Annotated in this window: 14 protein-coding genes; 9 read left to right on the top strand and 5 right to left on the bottom strand. The window is 70.5% G+C overall.

Features of this window, described 5'->3' with window-relative positions; all coding sequences use genetic code 11:
- Positions 1 to 157: 157 nt before the first annotated feature.
- A complete protein-coding gene (locus ENC19_RS02570; protein ID WP_164445518.1) occupies positions 158 to 904 on the bottom strand; it encodes a pyrimidine reductase family protein in 747 nt (248 codons plus the stop codon).
- A gap of 151 nt (positions 905 to 1,055) precedes the next feature.
- Here ENC19_RS02570 and ENC19_RS02565 point away from each other — a divergent pair, with 151 nt between their 5' ends.
- The 6 genes from ENC19_RS02565 to ENC19_RS02540 all read left to right on the top strand — a co-directional run bounded on the left by ENC19_RS02565 (position 1,056) and on the right by ENC19_RS02540 (position 7,743).
- On the top strand, positions 1,056 to 1,601 hold the full coding sequence (locus ENC19_RS02565) for a plasmid pRiA4b ORF-3 family protein (protein ID WP_164445517.1): 546 nt from the start codon (positions 1,056 to 1,058) through the stop codon (positions 1,599 to 1,601).
- Positions 1,602 to 1,883: 282 nt separating this feature from the next.
- A complete protein-coding gene (locus ENC19_RS02560) occupies positions 1,884 to 3,173 on the top strand; it encodes an ABC transporter substrate-binding protein (RefSeq protein ID WP_164445516.1) in 1,290 nt (429 codons plus the stop codon).
- Between the two features lie 189 nt (positions 3,174 to 3,362).
- Entirely contained in the window at positions 3,363 to 4,331 is a 969-nt protein-coding gene (locus ENC19_RS02555) for a carbohydrate ABC transporter permease (protein ID WP_164445515.1), read from the top strand.
- A gap of 10 nt (positions 4,332 to 4,341) precedes the next feature.
- The gene (locus tag ENC19_RS02550) at positions 4,342 to 5,184 is read left to right on the top strand and encodes a carbohydrate ABC transporter permease (RefSeq protein WP_093402872.1); all 843 of its coding nucleotides are present in this window, start codon (positions 4,342 to 4,344) and stop codon (positions 5,182 to 5,184) included.
- Entirely contained in the window at positions 5,181 to 6,614 is a 1,434-nt protein-coding gene (locus ENC19_RS02545; protein ID WP_164445514.1) for a GH1 family beta-glucosidase, read from the top strand. Before ENC19_RS02550 ends, ENC19_RS02545 begins: the two co-directional genes overlap by 4 nt.
- Before the next feature lie 82 nt (positions 6,615 to 6,696).
- The gene (locus ENC19_RS02540) at positions 6,697 to 7,743 is read left to right on the top strand and encodes a LacI family DNA-binding transcriptional regulator (protein WP_164445513.1); all 1,047 of its coding nucleotides are present in this window, start codon (positions 6,697 to 6,699) and stop codon (positions 7,741 to 7,743) included.
- A gap of 369 nt (positions 7,744 to 8,112) precedes the next feature.
- On the opposite strand, the gene ENC19_RS02535 is transcribed toward ENC19_RS02540, so the two are convergent.
- Both ENC19_RS02535 and ENC19_RS02530 read right to left on the bottom strand, forming a co-directional pair.
- On the bottom strand, positions 8,113 to 9,333 hold the full coding sequence (locus ENC19_RS02535) for an acyl-CoA dehydrogenase family protein (protein ID WP_164445512.1): 1,221 nt from the start codon (positions 9,331 to 9,333) through the stop codon (positions 8,113 to 8,115).
- Positions 9,333 to 10,385: a phosphotransferase family protein gene (locus ENC19_RS02530; RefSeq protein WP_164445511.1), complete on the bottom strand. Its 1,053-nt coding sequence runs from the start codon at positions 10,383 to 10,385 to the stop codon at positions 9,333 to 9,335. The genes ENC19_RS02535 and ENC19_RS02530 overlap by 1 nt, the downstream gene beginning before the upstream one ends.
- 148 nt (positions 10,386 to 10,533) lie before the next feature.
- On the opposite strand from ENC19_RS02530, the gene ENC19_RS02525 reads away from it, so the two are divergent.
- Positions 10,534 to 11,235, top strand: coding sequence for an ACT domain-containing protein (locus ENC19_RS02525; protein WP_164445510.1), 702 nt, complete (start codon positions 10,534 to 10,536; stop codon positions 11,233 to 11,235).
- Between the two features lie 101 nt (positions 11,236 to 11,336).
- A complete protein-coding gene (locus ENC19_RS02520; RefSeq protein WP_164445509.1) occupies positions 11,337 to 12,398 on the top strand; it encodes a GNAT family N-acetyltransferase in 1,062 nt (353 codons plus the stop codon).
- A 99-nt stretch (positions 12,399 to 12,497) separates the two neighbouring features.
- Here the strand turns inward: ENC19_RS02520 and ENC19_RS02515 are convergent, their stop codons facing one another.
- Together ENC19_RS02515 and ENC19_RS02510 are read right to left on the bottom strand one after the other, a co-directional pair.
- Positions 12,498 to 14,066: an aldehyde dehydrogenase family protein gene (locus tag ENC19_RS02515; RefSeq protein WP_164445508.1), complete on the bottom strand. Its 1,569-nt coding sequence runs from the start codon at positions 14,064 to 14,066 to the stop codon at positions 12,498 to 12,500.
- Between the two features lie 320 nt (positions 14,067 to 14,386).
- Positions 14,387 to 15,172 carry an LPXTG cell wall anchor domain-containing protein gene (locus ENC19_RS02510; RefSeq protein ID WP_164445507.1) on the bottom strand — a complete coding sequence of 262 codons (786 nt, stop codon included), beginning with the start codon at positions 15,170 to 15,172 and terminating at the stop codon, positions 14,387 to 14,389.
- 361 nt (positions 15,173 to 15,533) lie between these two features.
- On the opposite strand from ENC19_RS02510, the gene ENC19_RS02505 reads away from it, so the two are divergent.
- A complete protein-coding gene (locus ENC19_RS02505) occupies positions 15,534 to 18,476 on the top strand; it encodes a glycoside hydrolase family 9 protein (RefSeq protein ID WP_408058041.1) in 2,943 nt (980 codons plus the stop codon).
- Positions 18,477 to 18,538 lie beyond the last annotated feature (62 nt).

Raw genomic sequence — 18,538 nt, 5'->3', positions numbered from 1 at the left:
CGTCGCGGTCGGCACACACGCCCTGCATCCTGCCGGAGGAGTACGACAGGCCGCCACGCGACGCGGCGCAGGCCACGTAACGACACCGTGCCGATCGCGTACGGCGACGGGACTCTGACGGCGGGTGTCCGGGCTGCCTGGGACAGCACGTCGCCCGTCAGTGCCGGGCGTGGCGGAGCAGCAGGGTGCCGTCGTCGGCGCGGAGCACGTGCCGCAGCGGCAGGCGCCGGGCGGGACTCGGGTCACCGGCGGTGATCCGCCCGGGCCCGGCCCCGGCGAGCAGGGGCGCGATCGACAGGCACACCTCGTCGACCAGATCGGCGGCGGTGAGGGCGCCGAACAGGTGTGGCCCGCCCTCGCAGAGCAGTTGAGAGAGTCCGCGTCGGCGCAGTTCGGCCAGCCCGGCGACCAGGTCGACCCGGTCGTCGCCGTGGCGCATTAGCTCGGCCACGTCGGTGAGGCCGGGCGGTGCCGCCGCGTTGCGGTGGGTGAGCACCACGGGGCGTACCGGTGCGTCGGCGAAGGCGGCCTGGGTCGGATCGAGGTCGAGGGTGCCGGAGACCACGACCAGGGTCGGATACTCGGTCAGCCCGTGCGCGCGTCGCCAGGCCCGGCGTCGCTCGTCGAGCCGGATCGCCCGGTAGCCCTCGTGGCGCAGCGTGCCGGCAGCCACCAGCAGCGCGTCGCAGAGCATCCGGAGCAGCCCGAAGACCCGCTTGTCGGGTGTGCCGGACAGCCCGGCCGAGTAACCGTCGAGACTGACCGCGCCGTCGACGCTGGTCACGAAGTTCATCCGCAGGCGTGGCCGGTCGGCGCGACCGTACCGGGCGATGAGCGTGTCGTCGTCCACCGGCTCCGGGGACGGGTCCGGCCAGAGGACGGAAATCGGCGCTCTGTCGCTCATTCGCCGGCCGGACCGGTGACGGGAGGGGTCGGTCGGGGGGTACGGTGCTGGCAGTCGCACCAGTTCCGGCCCGGGCAGTCGTCGTGCCGCCGCGCCCGGCACGCTCGGCAGATCATGCTCGCAGCCTATGCCGAGGGAGGATGGGACACCCATGCCGCGTCAGATCTTCCAGCTGAGGATGTCCCTGTCCGGGGTTCGTCCGGCGATCTGGCGTCGGGTGCTGGTACCCGGCGGCTACACCCTCGACCGGCTGCACCGCGTGGTGCAGCACGCGATGGGCTGGCGGGACTGCCACCTGCACTCGTTCGAGATCGACGGCGTGCAGTACGGCGAGCCCGACCCCGACGGCGAGCTGGCCCTGCACGACGAGTTGGACGTGCGGTTGGACGCGGTGGTCGGCAAGGGCAGCCGGTTCCACTACACCTACGACTTCGGCGACTGGTGGGAGCACGACCTGCTGGTGGAGGACGTCTTCGGTGCCGAGGCGGAGGAACGCTACCCGAGCTGCCTCGGCGGTGAGCGGGCCGGCCCACCGGAGGACGTCGGCGGCCCGCAGGGCTATCGGCTGCTGCTCGCCGCGCTGGCCGAGCCGGGTCATCCGGAGCATCGGACGATGCGGGACTGGGTCGGTGCCGCCTTCGATCCGGCGTTCTTCGACGCCCGTCGCGTCGACACCCTGTTGCGTCGTCTCTGCTGACTGCGGCCGACCCCATCGACCGTTGTCGGTGCGCAACCTGTCAGCCATTCCCGATTGTTTGCCTGGGCGAACGAGCTGCGTGGTAACGATCTGGGATCGCTCCAACTGGACTATTGACACTCCCGACACCTGCCGGCAATCTCATGGGAGCGTTCCCAAGAGGCGTGGATCACACGGCGCGCCCTTGGTCGCCGACGCCGGCTGACCGAGTCGGTGTCGGCAGGCGCAGCGGCACCCCCCACCACAGACAAAAGCAGCCTCACCATCGAAAGAGGGGTCAGGATGAGCCTCACCACGCGGCGTTCCCGCATGGCGGCAGCCACCCTGGCCGCGATCACCGCTATCGGCGGGCTCGCGGCCTGTGGCAACGACGACGACACGCCGGCCGAGGGCGAGAAGCCCGCGAAGCTGGTCGTCGACACCTTCGGCGAAATGGGTTACGACGAGCTCGTCAAGCAGTACGAGCAGGAGACCGGCATCAAGGTCGAGCTGCGCAAGACCGCGCAGCTCGGTGAGTACCGGCCGAAGCTGGTCCGTTACCTCGCCACCGGCAAGGGCGCGGCCGACGTGACCGCCCTGGAGGAGGGCATCCTCAACGAGTTCAAGGCCAACCCGCGCAACTGGGCCGACCTGACTCCGCTGGTGCCGTCCGAGATCTCCGACGACTACCTGCCCTGGAAGTGGGAGCTGGGCAAGGCGCCGGACGGTCGGCTGATCGGCCTGCCGACCGACGTCGGCAGCCTCGCGGTCTGCTACCGCAAGGACCTGTTCGAGGCCGCCGGCCTGCCCACCGAGCGGGACGCGGTCTCGGCGCTCTGGCCGGACTGGAACGGCTTCCACCAGGCTGGCCAGAAGTACAAGCAGGCCACCGGCAAGGCGTTCATCGACTCGATCACCGCCGTCTCCAACGGCGTGCTGTTCCAGCAGGGCAGCGACCTGTTCTACGACAAGGAGAACAACATCATCGCGGACTCCAGCCCCGCGGTGAAGGCTGCCTGGGACACCGCCACCTCGATGGTGGACATCTCCGCCAAGGCGTCCACCTGGTCGCCCGAGTGGTCCGGCGGCTTCAAGCAGGGCACCTTCGCGGCCACCTTCTGCCCGTCCTGGATGCTCGGCATCGTCGCGGACAACTCCGGTGAGGCCAACAAGGGCAAGTGGGACGTGGCGGCCGTGCCGGGTGGCGGCGGTAACTGGGGCGGCTCGTGGCTGGCCGTGCCGGAGCAGAGCAAGTACCCGGAGGAGGCGGCGAAGCTCGCCCAGTTCCTGACCAACGCCACCAGCCAGGTGGAGGCCTTCAAGGCCAAGGGCCCGCTGCCCACCAACCTGGAGGCGCTGAAGAACGAGGCCTTCCTCAACTACACCAACGAGTACTTCAGCAACGCGCCGACCGGCAAGATCTTCGGTGAGAGCGTCGCCCAGATCGAGCCGATCCACCTGGGCCCGAAGCACCAGGCGGTCAAGGAGAACGCGTTCGAGCCGGCGATGCGGGCGTTCGAGAACGGGCAGGCCAGTAAGGATGCGGCCTGGGAGCAGTTCACCAAGGACGCGCAGACCCAGGGCGTCTTCTGAGTGATTCCCTTCCGGTGGCGTTCGGGACTACCCGGACGCCACCGGTCGGTCCCCACCGCGCAGCACTCTGCGCGAGGGCCCTCGGGCCTTGCTGGAAAAGGAAACTCGAATGAGCGAGCGTAAGCGAGCGAATCATCACGTCAGTGCTGTGGTGCCTCGTGACGGCACGGAGCGCAGCGGAGTGGCGTCATGAGCGTGTCGGCCACGACGGCGCCGCCGTCGCCAGCAGCACCACCCCCCGACGCCCCCGCCCGGCGCCGGCGGGGCTATCTCTTCAACCGCCTGGATCTCAAGTACTCCCCGTACCTCTACATCGCGCCGTTCTTCCTGATCTTCGGAGCCTTCGGGCTGTACCCGATGCTGCGCACCGCCTGGATGTCCCTGCACGACTGGGACATGGTCGGCGAGCACACCTTCATCGGGCTCGACAACTACAGCGCGTTGGTCTCCGACGAGTACTTCTGGAACGCGCTGGTCAACACGTTCGGCATCTTCGCCCTGTCGACCATCCCGCAGCTGCTGATGGCGCTGTTCCTGGCGAACCTGCTCAACCAGACCCTGCTGCGCGCCAAGACCTTCTTCCGGATGGCCATCTTCGTGCCGAACGTGGTGTCGGTGGCCGCCGTCGCGATCGTCTTCGGCATGCTGTTCCAGCGTGACTTCGGCCTGTTCAACTGGCTGCTCGGCCTCGTCGGGGTGGACCAGATCGACTGGCGCGCCCAGGAGTGGAGTTCCTGGACCGCGATCGCCACGATGGTCAACTGGCGGTGGACCGGCTACAACACCCTGATCCTGCTCGCCGGCATGCAGGCCATCCCGAAGGACCTGTACGAGGCGGCCGCGATCGACGGGGCCAGCCCGTGGCGGCAGTTCTGGCAGATCACCCTGCCGATGCTCAAGCCCACCTTCATCTTCGTGGTCATCCTCTCCACGATCGGCGGCATGCAGCTGTTCACCGAGCCGCTGCTCTTCGCCAACGGCAGCATCATCGGCGGCAACCAGCGGGAGTTCCAGACGCTGGCCATGTACATGTACGAGAAGGGCATCTACAACCTGAGTACCGCAGGTTACGGTGCCGCGGTGGCCTGGGCCATCTTCATGATCATCGTCTTCGTGTCGCTGATCAACTTCGTACTCGTCCGCCGCGCGGCCAAGTGAGGAGAGATCGATGATCTCGGCTTCAAAGCGCCTGTGGCGCACCAGTCCACTCACCTACATGGCGCTCGTCCTGGCGGCGCTGCTGTCGATCTACCCCTTCTACTACATGATCGTGATCGGCACCCGCAGCCTGGAGTCCATCAACGACGTGCCACCGCCGATGACCCCGGCCGGCGCGTTCGGTGACAACTTCGGCCGGGTGCTCGACAACGACGCGGCCAACTTCCTCAAGGGCCTGATGAACTCGATCATCGTCTCCTCGGTGGTCACCGTGTCGGTGGTGCTGACCGGCTCCCTGGCCGGCTTCGCCTTCGCGAAGCTGCGCTTCCGCGGTCGCAACGTGCTGCTGCTGGCGATCATCGTCACCATGATGATCCCGACCCAGATGGGTCTCATCCCGCTCTGGAGCATGATGCAGTCGCTGGGGTGGTACGACACCCTCTACGCGGTGACCGTGCCGTTCCTGGTGAGCGCCTTCGGCGTGTTCATGATGCGCCAGTACGCCAGCCAGGCGATCTCCGACGAGCTGATCGAGGCCGGTCGGGTCGACGGTGCCAGCACGTTCCGGATCTACTGGAACATCGTGCTGCCCGCGCTGCGTCCGGCGGCCGGCGTGCTCGGTCTGCTCACGTTCATGGAGACCTGGAACTCCTTCCTCTGGCCGTACGCGATCCTCACCCCGGAGAACCCGACCCTGCAGGTCTCGCTCTCCTTCCTCTCGTACGCCTACTACACGGACTACTCCCAGGTCTTCGCCGCCACGGCGGTCGGCACCATCCCGCTGGTGCTCGTCTTTCTCCTCTTCGGCCGCCAGATCATCGGCGGGATCATGGAAGGTGCAGTCAAGTCGTGAGCAACCCCGCCACCCCGCCCGCCGTCGGCGTCCTCGACGAGCGTCCGCCGCTCACCTTCCCGCCCGGCTTCCTCTGGGGCGCGGCGACCGCCGCGTACCAGATCGAGGGCGCGGCGAACGAGGGCGGTCGGACCGCGTCGATCTGGGACACCTTCAGCCACACCGAGGGCCGGACGGTCGCCGGGCACACCGGCGACGTCGCCTGCGACCACTACCACCGGCTCAGCGACGACGTCCGGCTGATGGCCGAGCTGGGGTTGAAGTCGTACCGGTTCTCGGTGTCCTGGCCGCGGGTGCAGCCGGGCGGGTCGGGTCCGGCGAACGCCGAAGGGCTCGACTTCTACCAGCGGCTGGTCGACGAGCTGCTGGCCAACGGGATCGAGCCCTGGCTGACCCTCTACCACTGGGATCTGCCGCAGGAGTTGGAGGACGCCGGGGGCTGGCCCGCCCGGGACACCGCTGCCCGGTTCGCCGACTACTCCCTGTTGGTGGCCGACGCCCTGGGCGACCGGGTGAAGTACTGGACGACGCTCAACGAGCCGTGGTGCTCGGCCTTCCTCGGGTACGGCTCCGGGGTGCACGCCCCGGGCCGCTCCGACGGGGCCGACGCGGTCCGCGCCGGACACCACCTGATGCTCGGGCACGGGCTCGCGGTGCAGGCGCTGCGCACGGCGGTGCCGCAGGCACAGCTCGGGGTGACCGTCAACCTGTACCCGGTCACCCCGGCCAGCGACTCGCCGGGTGACGTCGACGCGGCCCGGCGGATCGACGCCCTGGCCAACCGGTTCTTCCTCGACCCGATCCTGCGCGGCGCGTACCCCGACGACCTGGTGGCCGACCTGGCGAAGGTGACCGACTTCGGCCACGTCCACGACGGTGACCTGGCCACCATCTCCACGCCGCTGGACGTGGTGGGCGTCAACTACTACAGCCGGCATGTGGTGGCCGCACCGGTCTCGGGCGAGCAGCCGGAACCGTACTGGCGGGCCCAGTCGTGCTGGCCGGGCAGCGAGGACGTCCGGTTCGTCACCCGGGGGGTGCCGGTCACCGACATGGACTGGGAGATCGACGCTCCTGGTCTGGTGGAGACCCTGCGCCGGGTGCACGAGGAGTACACGGACCTTCCGCTCTACGTGACCGAGAACGGCTCGGCCTTCGTCGACGAGGTGGTCGACGGGCGGGTCGACGACGTCGACCGGCTCGCCTATTTCGACGCTCACCTGCGCGCCTCGCACGAGGCGATCAGCGCGGGCGTCCCCCTGCGGGGATACTTCGCCTGGTCGCTGTTGGATAATTTCGAGTGGGCGTGGGGTTACACGAAGCGGTTCGGCATGATCTACGTCGACTACGACAAGCAGACCCGCATCCCCAAGTCCAGTGCCAGGTGGTACGCGGAGGTGATCCGACGCAACGGTCTGGCCGCACAATAGGGCGATGGCCAGCCAGTAACGGGCGGCCCGGCACCGACGCTGGTGAAGGTGCCGGGGCCGCCTGACGTCGGAGGAGCAGACGATGACAACGCAGCGCACCCGGTCGCTCGGGCGACCGACGCTCGACGCGGTCGCCGCCCGTGCCGGAGTTGGCCGTGGCACGGTCTCCCGCGTGGTCAACGGCTCCCCGCAGGTGAGTCCGGAGGCCCGGGCCGCCGTGCAGCAGGCCATTGCCGAGCTGGGGTACGTACCCAACCGCGCCGCTCGGGCGCTCGTCACCCAGCGGACCGACTCGGTGGCCCTGGTGGTCAGCGAGTCCGGTGAGCGGATCTTCGCCGAGCCGTTCTTCGCCGGCATCGTCCGGGGGATCAGCTCCGCCCTGCTGGAGACGCCGTTGCAGCTCTGGCTGGCCATGGCCCAGTCGCCGCTGGAGCGGGAGCGGGTCGAGCACCACCTGACCAACCAGCACGTCGACGGCGTACTGCTGTTGTCGCTGCACGACGACGATCCGCTGCCCACCCTGCTGGAGGAGCGTGGCCTGCCCACTGTGCTCGGCGGGCGGCCCGCGCGGATGCTGCACCCCGAGGCGCAGCCCGTGTCGTTCGTCGACGTCAACAACGCCGGCGGGGCGCGGCAGGCCGTCGAGTATCTCGCCAGTCGCGGACGACGGCGGATCGCCACCATCGCCGGCCCGCAGGACATGGGCGCCGGCCTGGCCCGGTTGTCCGGCTACCGGGACGCGGTCCGCACCGCCGGGTTCGGCGTCAATCCCGACCTGATCGCGTACGGCGACTTCAGCGAGGAGAGCGGGGCGACGGCCATGCGAGGGCTGCTGGAGCGCTGCCCTGACCTGGACGCCGTGTTCGTGGCCGCCGACCTGATGGCCTTCGGTGCCATGCGGACGCTGCGGGAGGCCGGCCGCCGGGTGCCGCAGGACGTGGCGGTGGTCGGCTTCGGCGACGAGCCCATCGCCCGGCAGGCCAACCCGCCACTGACCTCGGTGTTTCAGCCGGTGGAGGAGATGGGCCGGCAGATGGCACGGCTGCTCGTCGACCGCATCCGCGGCGACGAGATGCTCACCCCACACGTCGTCCTGGACACCCAGTTCGTCGAGCGCGCGTCCGCCTGATCTGCGTACCCCTCCTCCCTGCCGCCGCACCGCCTCCTCCCTGCCTCGCTGACTCTCCGTGTTTCTGACACTGCGTGACTAACGGCCGTCCCACCCACCTGCCACCTTGCACGCTTTGCTCTGCTTCAACGGACGCATTCATGTCTGAGCAGTGGTAACGCGACGGCCGGTTCTGACTGTCGGCCGCACGCGGATGCGGACCGTGAGCGTTGCGTCGGTTGAAGCAGAGCAAAGGCTGCGACCTGGTACATCGGGGGGCGGCCTGATGTGCACAGGGAGTGATGTTCGGGGCAAACGCCGGATGTAGGTCTGGCGCTTACCGGTGCCGGCACCAGCGGTAGTGCTTCGCGCGGCACGGGGCGGCTGCGCTCAGGCGGGGGCGGTCCAGCGGCGCAGTTCGCGCTTGGCGAGGCTGTTGCGGTGTACCTCGTCGGGGCCGTCGGCGAGGCGCAGCGTGCGAGCCTGGGACCAGAGTGCGGCCAGCGGCGTGTCCTGGCTGACCCCGGCCGCGCCGTACGCCTGGATGGCCTTGTCGATGACCCACTCGGCCATCGCCGGGGTGGCGATCTTGATGGCCTGGATCTCGGTGTGCGCGCCCTTGTTGCCGACGGTGTCCATCAGCCAGGCGGTCTTGAGGACCAGCAGCCGGGCCTGCTCGATGCGGACTCGGGCCTCGGCGATCCACTCGCGTACCACGCCCTGTTCGGCGAGCGGGCGGCCGAAGGCTGTCCGCTCGACGGTCCGGCGGCAGAGCAGCTCCAGCGCTCGCTCGGCCATGCCGATCAAACGCATGCAGTGGTGGATCCGGCCCGGACCGAGTCGGGCCTGCGCGATGGCGAAGCCGGTCCCCTCGGCACCGACCAGGTTCTCCGCCGGCACTCGCACACCGTCGAAGTCGATCTCGGCGTGTCCGCCATGCGAGGCGTCGCTGTAGCCGAAGACCCGCATGCCCCGGCGGATGGTGACCCCCGGGGTGTCCCGGGGAACCAGGATCATGCTCTGCTGCCGGTGCCGCTCGGCGCCCGGGTCGGTCTTGCCCATCACGATGAGGATCTCGCAGGCCGGGTCCATCGCGCCGGACGACCACCACTTGCGGCCGTCGACGACGTAGTGGTCACCGTCGCGACGGATCGACGTGGCGATGTTCGTCGCGTCGGAGGAGGCCACGTCGGGCTCGGTCATGCAGAACGCGGAGCGGATCTCGCCGGCCAGCAGCGGAGTGAGCCAGCGTTCCTGTTGCGCGGGGGAGCCGAACTCGGCGAGTAGTTCCATGTTGCCGGTGTCGGGCGCGGCGCAGTTGAGCGCCTCCGGCGCGAGGTGCGGGCTGCGCCCGGTCAGCTCGGCCAGCGGGGCGTACTGGAGGTTGGTCAGCCCGGCACCGTGGCGCGGATCGGGCAGGAAGAGGTTCCACAGGTTGCGCCGGCGTGCCTCGGCCTTCAGCTCGGCCAGCACCGGCGGGCGGGCCCACGGGTCACCAGCCGCGGCGACCTGGGCGGCGTGCACCGGTTCGGCCGGGTACACGTGCTGCTCGAGGAAGTCGGTCAGCTCGGTGCGCAGCTGCTCGGTCCGGGCGTCGTACGCGAAGTCCATCAGGTCTCCCTCACCGCGGTCAGTCCGTGTGCGACAAGCGGGGCGACGAGGCCCCCGATGGTGTCGAAGCCCTCGCCGAGGGTCTGGCCGAGGGTGTGCCGGTAGTGGATGCCCTCGCAGATGACGGCCAGTTTGAAGCAGCCCAGCGCGACGTGCCAGTGCAGGGGACCTACGTCGACGTCGCTGCGGCCCGCGTACCGGTCGATCAGCTCGGCGCCGCTGGGGAAGCCGGCACGCGGCCCGAGGCCGTCGGCGACCGGATTGCCGTCGGAGAGAGCGTCGCCGCCAAGCACGTCCCAGTAGGTCAGCAACAGCCCGAGATCGGCCAGCGGGTCGCCGAGGGTGGCCATCTCCCAGTCCAGCACCGCCGTCACCGTCACCGGGTCGACGGTGGCGAGCAGGTTGTCCAGCCGGAAGTCCCCGTGCACGATCCGACCGGCGTTGGCCCCCTCGGGCGCGGTGTCGGCGAGCCGGTCGCGCAGCTCGTCGATGCCGGGCAGCGGTCGGCTGCGGGACCGGTCGAGCTGCCCCGACCAGCGGCGGACCTGCCGGGCCAGGAACCCCTCCGGGCGGCCGAAGTCAGCCAGGCCGACCGCTGCCGGCTCGACCGTGTGCAGCGCCGCCAGGGTGTCCATCATCGTCATGGCCAGCCCGTGTCGCTGCCCGCCGGTGAGCTGGTCGGTGCGGGCGCGGCTGCGGAACACCTCACCCGGCACCCGTTCCATCAGGTAGAAGGGTGCCCCCAGCACGTCCGGCTCGGTGCAGAGCAGCAGGGCGCCGGGCACCGGGACGTCGGTCGGGGCGAGCGCCGAGATGACCCGGAACTCCCGGGCCATGTCGTGCGCGGTGGCCAGCACGTGCCCGAGCGGTGGACGGCGCAGCACCACGTCCCGATCGCCGGCGTGGACCAGATAGGTCAGGTTCGACCGGCCACCGGCGATCAGCTCGGCCCGTAGCGGGCCGGCGGCCAGATCGGGACGGTGCGCCGCCAGGTAGCCGCCGAGCCGGTCCAGATCCAGACCGGCGGGCGGGCCGGCGGTCGGTTCGGTCATCCGGACAGTCCATGGCAGCTCCGGCGGCTTGTCAAGGTCAGGTTTGACCCTCGGGACATGCCGCCGCAACAGGGACGAAATGGTCAACTGCCAGGCTGACATCAGCCTGCCGGCCACCGTGTCGGCCCGCCGAGCGGAGGGGTTTGAGATGTTGCTGCGCGTTCGGGTCACCCTGCCGGACCGTCCGGGAACGCTCGGTCAGGTGGCGCGCACCCTCGGCGTGTCCGGGGCGGACATCGTCCAGGTGGTCGTGCTGGAACGTCTCGGCGGGCGGGCGGTCGACGACTTCACGGTGGTGTGGCCGGGCGCCGCCCGGGTGGAACGGCTGCTGGTCGGTCTGGCGGCGATCCCCGGCGTACGGGTGGACGGGGTCTGGCGGGCGATCGGCGCGCCCACCACCACCGGCCAGGACGCCGAGCTGCTGGCGCAGGTCGCGGCGAACCCGGCCGACGGGCTGGCCACCCTGGTCGACGCGGTACCCGGGCTGCTCGCCGCCGACTGGTCGGTTGCCGCGGTGGTGCCGGTCGACTGGGCGTCGCGTACCGGGGGTGGCGGTGCGACGGTCGGGCACGCCAGTTGGCGTACCCCGGTGCCACCGAAGCTGCCGGAGGTGACCCCGCTGCGCGCCCGGGCGATGACCGCACCCGACGGCGGTCACTTCGCGGTCGCGCCGTTCGGTCGGGCCGGGCTGGTCCTGGTGGTCTCCCGCGAGCACAGCGACACGCTCACGCCGGCCGCGTTCCACTCGACCGAGGTGGACCGGCTCGCCCAGTTGGTCCGCGCCTGCGCGGTGATCCTCGGCGACCGGCTCGACCTGGTGGGCACCCCGTCGGTGAGCGCCAACCCCTGACCGGCTGTGACGCAGACCGCAGGGCCGGACGCGGCTGGACATGGTGAGGCAACCGACCGGCAACAGCCGCGGACGAGGGTGGCAGGCGAAGGGAGGCAACGATGACGCTGTGGCGGATCCGAGCCACCGTGGACGACCGGCCGGGCTACCTGTCGGTGCTCACGGCGAGCCTCGCGTTGCGTGGAGTCAACATCCTCACCGTGCAGGTGCACACCACCGAGCACGGTGCCGTCGACGATTTCCTCGTCGACGCGCCGGACACCCTCGACGAGGCGGGACTGCTCGCCGCCGTCGAACGGGGCCGGGGGCGGGACTGCTGGGTGGCGCGCAGTGAGGCGCGTGGCCTGGCCGATCAGCCGACCCGGGTGCTCGGGCTGGCGACCCGGCTGGTGCATGACCCCGACGCGACAGGTGAGGTGCTCCGGGCGCTGCTCGGTGCCGACGAGGTGACCTGGCGGGCCGCGCCGGCCCTGGCCCGCCCCGGGATCGACGGCAACACGATGCTGCTGGCCGACCCGAACGGGGGGTCGTACACCCTGCGCCGGCTCGCGCCGAGCTTCACCCCGGCCGAGTACGCCCGGGCCCAGGCGCTGCTCGAACTGGGGGCCACCGCCGCCCGCCGCAGCACCGAGCAGGTCACCGTGGTCCTACCCGACGGTGCCGAATTGACCGTACGCCCCGCCGTCGCGGACGACCTCACGGCGGTGGTCGAGTTGCATCAGGCCTGCTCGGCGCGGAGCCGGCAGCGCCGTTATCTGGGGGGTGCGGGTGTGCCCGCACCGGCCCGACTGCGCCGGCTGCTGGAGCCGGCGCGCGGGCTGACCCTGGTCGCCGCGACGACCGGCTCCGGCGGGGCGGCGGAGTCGGTCGTCGCGATGGCCAACCTGCTCGCCGAGGGTGACGAGGCCGAGTTGGCGTTGCTGGTACGCGACGACTGGCAGCGCCGTGGGCTCGGCTCGACGCTGCTGCGCCGGCTGACCCGGCAGGCCGAGTCGGCCGGCTACGCGGCGATGGTGCTGCACGTCCAGGCGGACAACGCCCCGATGCTGCGTACGCTGCGCCGGTTGTCCCGGCCGACCACCGTCCAGCGGGACGGCGGCCTGCTGACCATGACCGTGCCGTTGGCCGCCGAGACGCCGGCGACGGCGGACACCGCCGGCTGACGGCTCAGACGACCGACCTCCGGTGCGGAGGCCGGTGAGGTGGGCAGGACTCCCGGTGCGGGAGTCCTGCCCACCGCGTGCTTTCCGGCCGGGCCCCGGTCAGAGGTTCGGAGGCAGGGCGGTGCGGTCCTGGAAGTTGCCGTAGAGGCGGTCGTCGTCGCCCACGGTGACGGCCTGGACCAGCAGGTCCCCGCCGACGAAGGCGCCCTTCCAGGAGGCACCCCGCCCGCCGAACGGCTCCTGGCGGTCGCCCCGCGAGCGGGGTTTGTTGATGCCCACCTTGAAGGCCTGCAGGTCGACCGCAAGCTTCGCCGCCTCGTCGGTGTCGTCGCAGGCGAGGGAGGCCACCAGCGCGCCGTTGGAGGCGTTCATCTGGGCCAGCAACTCGTCGGTGGTGTCCACCACGACGATGGTGTCGACCGGGCCGAACGGCTCGGCGTGCATCAGCCGGGACCGGCCGGGCGGGGCGAGCAGCACCGACGGTGCGACGTACGCCGAGGTGTCCTGACCGGGCAGGAACGGCGCACCGTCGAGTTTGCCCCGGTACAACGGGACGGCGCCGCCGCGTACCGCCTCGTCGACCTTGCGGCGCAACTCGTCGGCCTTGGCGGCGCTGATCAGCGGGCCGAAGTCCAGCTCCGGCAGCGGGTCGCCGGCCCGCCAGGTCTCGTCGACCGCCAGCGGGTGCCCGAACCGGACCGAGCGGACCACCGGCAGGTACATGTCGAGGAACTCGTCGACCAGGTCCCGCTGGACCACGAACCGGGGGTACGCGGTGCAGCGCTGCTTGCCGTACTCGAAGCCCTTCTTCAGGTGCGCGGCGAGCAGGTCCCATTGGGAGAAGTTCCACACGCCCCAGGCGTTGAGGCCCTCCTGCTCGATGAAGTGGCGCTTGTTCGAGTCGAGCAGGGCGGCGGCCACCTTTCCCCCGTTGGAGCGGCCACCGACGAAGGCCACCGCGCCGATCTCGGGTGCCCGTACCAGCACCTCGGACAGCGCCTCGCCGCTGCCGGAGAGCAGCGTGGCGGGCAGCCCGGCGCGGTGCAGCAGCGCGTGCGCCACGGTCAGACAGACCGCGCCGCCCTGCGACGGCGTCTTGGCGATGACCGCGTTGCCGGCGAGCATCTGCACCAGTTCGGCGTGCACCAGCACGCTCATCGGGTAGTTCCACGAGGCGATGTTGCTGACCGGGCCGGGCAGCGGGGTGCGGCCGTCGGCGAGCATCCGGTCGATCTCGTCGACGTACCAGCGCACCCCGTCGAGTGCGCGGTCGACGTCGGCGCAGGCCAGCCGCCACGGCTTGCCGATCTCCCAGACCAGCAGCAGGGCCAGCAGGTCGCGGTGGGCGGTGAGCGCGTCCAGCGCGTCGATGACCCGCGACCGGCGTTCGGCCAGCGGGGTACCGGCCCAGGTGGCGTGGGCCGTGCCGGCGTGGATCACCGCGTCGTGGGCGGCCGCCGCGTCCAGCCGTGCCAGTTTGACCAGCACACTGTTGTCGACCGGGGTACGCGCCGGCGTCGGCGCACCGCCGGTGCGCCACTCGCCGCCGACCAGATTCCGCAGGGTGATGGTGCCGTCGGCCGGGCGGTCGAACGCCTCCGCGGTGCCGGCCACCGCCCGGGCGAGAGTGTCGGACCAGGAGGTTCCGTCGGCGAGTCGTAGAGCCATCGCGATCTCCTCAGGTGGGCGGGAGCGGCCGTCGACGGGTGCCGCCAGGTGCCGCGTACTGTCGCCCGCCGCCCAGTGCGACAGCAACAGTACGGTCCGTATCGCAGGACATCCGATGGTGGTCGGTCCTCAGTGGAGGTTGAAGTCACGCTGTCGCCGGCCATCTCCACCTGCGGTTTACGCTCTATTGATCGACCTCCCTCGATTGTGTGATGATTCCCGCTTTGTTACTGGCGAGTACGGTACGGTCGCTCGGCGGTATCACCCGCTACCACGAGAACGGCCGCCGCAAGGATGCCGGCGGCCGTTCTCGGATGGTGTCAGCTGGTGAAGGTGATCCTGTCACGACGGCGTCGCAGCGTGACAAGGGCGACGCCGCCACCGATCAAACCGACGCCGACCACGGCCATGGTCGTCACCGCCGCACCGGTGACCGGCAGGTCGCCGTCGTCACCGCCGCCACCGCCGGTGCCGTCCGACGGAACCGGCGACTCCGGGGCCGTCGGCGTCGGCGACTCCGGAACGGTGGGTGTCGGAGAGGGTGACTCCGGAGTGGTCGGCGTGGGAGTCGGCGACTCCGGGCTGGTGGGCGTCGGAGAGGGTGACTCCGGGCTGGTGGGCGTGGGGGTCGGCGACTCCGGCGTTGGCTGGCCGGCGCAGGTGTGACTGAGGTTGAAGCGGGCGCCCTGGCCGCTGATCGTGGCGCTGCCGTCCACAAGCGTCCACCCGGCCGGGGTGAACAGGTAGGCGTGGATGACGCGGCCGTTGTTACCGGCGGGGTAGAGCGCGTCGGGGTAGGCATCGGTGGCGTCCGGCACGGTGACGTTCACCGTGCCGGAGCCGTTGTCGAAGGTCAGCGTCAGGCTCTCGAAGCCGCCCACGGAAGGGCCGCCGGGTAGGACGAAGTGCCAACCGTCGTGGTCGGCGGGGCGGTCGGCGAACCTGGTGTCCGCACACTGTTGCTGGAAGTCGGCCGCGACGGAGCCGCGGTGGGCCGAGTGGAGCGGTACGGTGCTGCTCGCCCAGGCCGGTGTGGCGAGGGAGATAAGGGCCGCGGCAGCGGCGCCAGAAAGGGCCGCGCGCGCCGCATGCCGACGCTGTGGCATGAGAATTCCTCCGGATCTCGGCGTGATGACGGCACATGCTCGCATCCGGGCCGCCGTTGCTGATCTCAGGCGAACGGTCTGACCTGGGCGGACCTGAGGTCGCGATGCGCCCGCGACGGTGTCTGCGGTGTTGTCCTCGCGCGTGTCGGTGTAACGCCGCACGGCTTTCCGACGCCCGATGTCGCCGCCGAGCGGGCTTCCCAACCGTCGGTGCCCGGATTACATTGTCAACTATCCATGGGAGCGCTCCCGGTCCTGTTGGAGCCACCTCGCCGCCACCACCACCGCCGGCAGCCGTCCACTCCGACGCGGGCACGCGTCCGGTCGGTGCCGTCGGGCACGCATCGACAGGAGTAGTCGCATGCACCTAACCCCACGGTCGGGCCGCATCCGCGCCGACCGGCCGGTGCCGGACCTGCCCCCGCACCATCGTCCCGACCAGCCCTGGCCCCGCCGGATGTTGGCCGCCGTCACCGCGCTGGCCGCCGGCTGCACGCTCGCGCTCGGCGTACCCGCGACCGGTGCCGCCGCCGCGCCGACCGATGGTGCCGCGACGACCGCCGCCGCACCGGCCTTCAACTACGCGGAGGCGCTCCAGAAGTCCCTGCTGTTCTACGAGGCGCAGCAGTCCGGAAAACTGCCGGACTGGAACCGCGTCTCGTGGCGCGGTGACTCGGCGCTCCGCGACGGCTCGGACGTCGGAGTCGACCTCACCGGCGGCTGGTACGACGCCGGTGACCACGTGAAGTTCGGCTTCCCGATGGCGTTCAGCGCCACCATGCTGGCCTGGGGCGCGGTCGAGTACCGGTCCGGGTACGCCGCCTCCGGCCAGCTCACCCACCTGCTGAACAACCTGCGCTACGTCAACGACTACTTCGTCAAGGCGCACCCGTCGCCGAACGTCCTCTACGGACAGGTCGGCAACGGGGACGACGACCACAAATGGTGGGGGCCGGCCGAGGTGATGCCGATGGCACGGCCCGCGTACAAGATCGACGCGAGCTGTGGTGGCGCGGACCTGGCGGGGGAGACCGCCGCCGCGATGGCCGCCTCCTCCATGGTGTTCCGGCCCACCGACGCCGCGTACGCCGACAAGCTGCTGACCCACGCGAAGCAGCTCTACACCTTCGCCGACACGGTGCGGAAGAACTACCACGAGTGCATCACCGACGCCACCAGCTTCTACCGGTCCTGGAGCGGCTACCAGGACGAACTGGTCTGGGGCGCGATCTGGCTGTACCGGGCCACCGGTGACGCCGCGTACCTGGCCAAGGCGGAGAGCGAGTACGACAAGCTCGGTACCGAACCGCAGACCACCACCCGCTCGTACAAGTGGACCGTCGCCTGGGACAACAAGCAGTTCGGGGCGTACGTGCTGCTGGCCAACCTGACCGGCAAGCAGAAGTACGTCGACGACGCCAACCGGTGGCTGGACTTCTGGACCGTCGGGGTCAACGGCGAACGGGTCCGGTACTCGCCCGGCGGGATGGCGGTGCTCGACTCGTGGGGTGCCCTGCGGTACGCCGCCAACACCGCGTTCGCCGCACTGGTCTACAGCGACAAGACCACCGACGCGACCCGTAAGGCGCGTTACCACGACTTCGCCGTCCGGCAGATCAACTACGCGCTCGGCGACAACCCCCGCAACTCCAGCTATGTGATCGGCTTCGGCACCAACCCGCCGAAGAATCCGCACCACCGCACCGCGCACGGTTCCTGGTGGGACAGCCAGACCGTACCCACCGAGACCCGGCACACCCTCTACGGCGCGCTCGTCGGCGGGCCGTCCTCGCCGAACGACGCGTACACCGACAACCGGTCGGACTACGTGATGAACGAGGTCGCCACCGACTACAACGCCGGCTTCACCTCCGCGCTGGCCCGGCTGTCCCAGGAGTACGGCGGCACCCCGCTGGCCAACTTCCCCGTTCCCGAGCAGCCGGACATCGACGAGCTGACCGTGGAGACCACGGTCATGCAGAACGAGACCCGGGCCACCGGCATCAAGGCGATCATCTACAACAAGTCGGCCTTCCCGGCCCGGGCGCTGACCGACGCGAAGTTCCGCTACTACTTCCGGCCCGACGGCACCGGCCCGGTGCAGGTGACCTCCAGCTACACCCAGGGCTGTCCGGCACCGACCACCGCCCGTCAGGCCAGCGGTGACCTCTGGTACGTCGAGGTCGACTGCACCGGGCACACCATCGCGCCGGCCGGCCAGTCGCAGCACCGGATGGAGGTGCAGTTCAAGGTCGGCGTGCCCGAGGGCGGCACCTGGAACCCGGCTAACGACCCGTCGTACCAGACCACCGCCGGGCCGAACCGCAACGTGCCGCTCTACTCCGGAGGCGAGGTGGTGTGGGGTTCGGAGCCCGCGCCGGATGCCCCCGACACCACCCGGCCGACCACCCCCGGCACCCCGGTGGCCACCGCGGTCAGCTCCGGGTCGGTGAGCCTGACCTGGGCACCGTCCACGGACACCGGCAGCGGGGTCGACGTGTACCTGGTCAGCGTCCGGCTGGTCGGCAACGACGCGATCACGCTTCGCAACGCCAGCACCAACTCGTTGACGATCGACGTGCTGCCGGCCCGGACGTACGAGTTCAGCGTGGTGGCCCGGGACAGGGCCGGCAACACGTCCTTCTCGTCACCGTCGCTGAGCGTGACGACTCCCGCCGTGGACGCGGGGGACACCGTCCCACCGACCACGCCGGGCACGCCCACGGTCTCCGCCGTCACCTCGACCGGTGCGACGCTGACCTGGGCTCCGTCGACCGACAACGTGGGGGTGACCGGTTACCGGATCTATCGTGTACACCTGGTGGACGTCCTGGTCGACACGGTCACCGCACCCACCCACACGCTGACCGGGTTGAGCCCGCAGACCGGGTACCAGTTCTACGTGGTGGCGATCGACGCGGCCGGCAACGCCTCACCACCCTCGGGGGCCGTGACGGTGACCACCTCGGCGCCGCTGCCCACGTCGCCCTGCCGGGTCACCTACGGCACCAACGACTGGAGCACCGGCTTCACCGCGAACATCACCATCACCAACACCGGCACGACGGCGATCAACGGCTGGACACTGGCGTTCAGCTTCCCGAACGCCGGGCAGCGGGTCGGCCAGGGCTGGTCGGCCACCTATGCCCAGACCGGTGCGGCGGTGACCGCCACCAACATGTCGTACAACGGCAACCTGGCACCGGGCGCGTCGGTCGGCATCGGCTTCAACGGCACGCACACCGGCAGCAACCCGAAGCCCACCACGTTCACGCTCAACGGCGCCACCTGCACCATCGGCTGAGATCAGCCGGCGACGGCTCGGCCGTGCCCGTCCCAGGTCCGGGACGGGCACGGCCGAGTCCT

Source organism: Verrucosispora sioxanthis (assembly GCF_010560025.1).
Lineage (GTDB): Bacteria > Actinomycetota > Actinomycetes > Mycobacteriales > Micromonosporaceae > Micromonospora > Micromonospora palythoicola.
This window is presented reverse-complemented; position numbering and strand designations above follow the sequence as displayed.

Excerpts from the sequence above, each read along its gene's own strand:
- ENC19_RS02570 (WP_164445518.1), bottom strand. The coding sequence starts at position 904 with ATGAGCGACAGAGCGCCGATTTCCGTCCTCTGGCCGGACCCGTCCCCG.
- ENC19_RS02565 (WP_164445517.1), top strand. The coding sequence starts at position 1,056 with ATGCCGCGTCAGATCTTCCAGCTGAGGATGTCCCTGTCCGGGGTTCGT.
- ENC19_RS02560 (WP_164445516.1), top strand. The coding sequence starts at position 1,884 with ATGAGCCTCACCACGCGGCGTTCCCGCATGGCGGCAGCCACCCTGGCC.
- ENC19_RS02555 (WP_164445515.1), top strand. The coding sequence starts at position 3,363 with ATGAGCGTGTCGGCCACGACGGCGCCGCCGTCGCCAGCAGCACCACCC.
- ENC19_RS02550 (WP_093402872.1), top strand. The coding sequence starts at position 4,342 with ATGATCTCGGCTTCAAAGCGCCTGTGGCGCACCAGTCCACTCACCTAC.
- ENC19_RS02540 (WP_164445513.1), top strand. The coding sequence starts at position 6,697 with ATGACAACGCAGCGCACCCGGTCGCTCGGGCGACCGACGCTCGACGCG.
- ENC19_RS02535 (WP_164445512.1), bottom strand. The coding sequence starts at position 9,333 with ATGGACTTCGCGTACGACGCCCGGACCGAGCAGCTGCGCACCGAGCTG.
- ENC19_RS02530 (WP_164445511.1), bottom strand. The coding sequence starts at position 10,385 with ATGACCGAACCGACCGCCGGCCCGCCCGCCGGTCTGGATCTGGACCGG.
- ENC19_RS02525 (WP_164445510.1), top strand. The coding sequence starts at position 10,534 with ATGTTGCTGCGCGTTCGGGTCACCCTGCCGGACCGTCCGGGAACGCTC.
- ENC19_RS02520 (WP_164445509.1), top strand. The coding sequence starts at position 11,337 with ATGACGCTGTGGCGGATCCGAGCCACCGTGGACGACCGGCCGGGCTAC.
- ENC19_RS02515 (WP_164445508.1), bottom strand. The coding sequence starts at position 14,066 with ATGGCTCTACGACTCGCCGACGGAACCTCCTGGTCCGACACTCTCGCC.
- ENC19_RS02510 (WP_164445507.1), bottom strand. The coding sequence starts at position 15,172 with ATGCCACAGCGTCGGCATGCGGCGCGCGCGGCCCTTTCTGGCGCCGCT.
- ENC19_RS02505 (WP_408058041.1), top strand. The coding sequence starts at position 15,534 with ATGCACCTAACCCCACGGTCGGGCCGCATCCGCGCCGACCGGCCGGTG.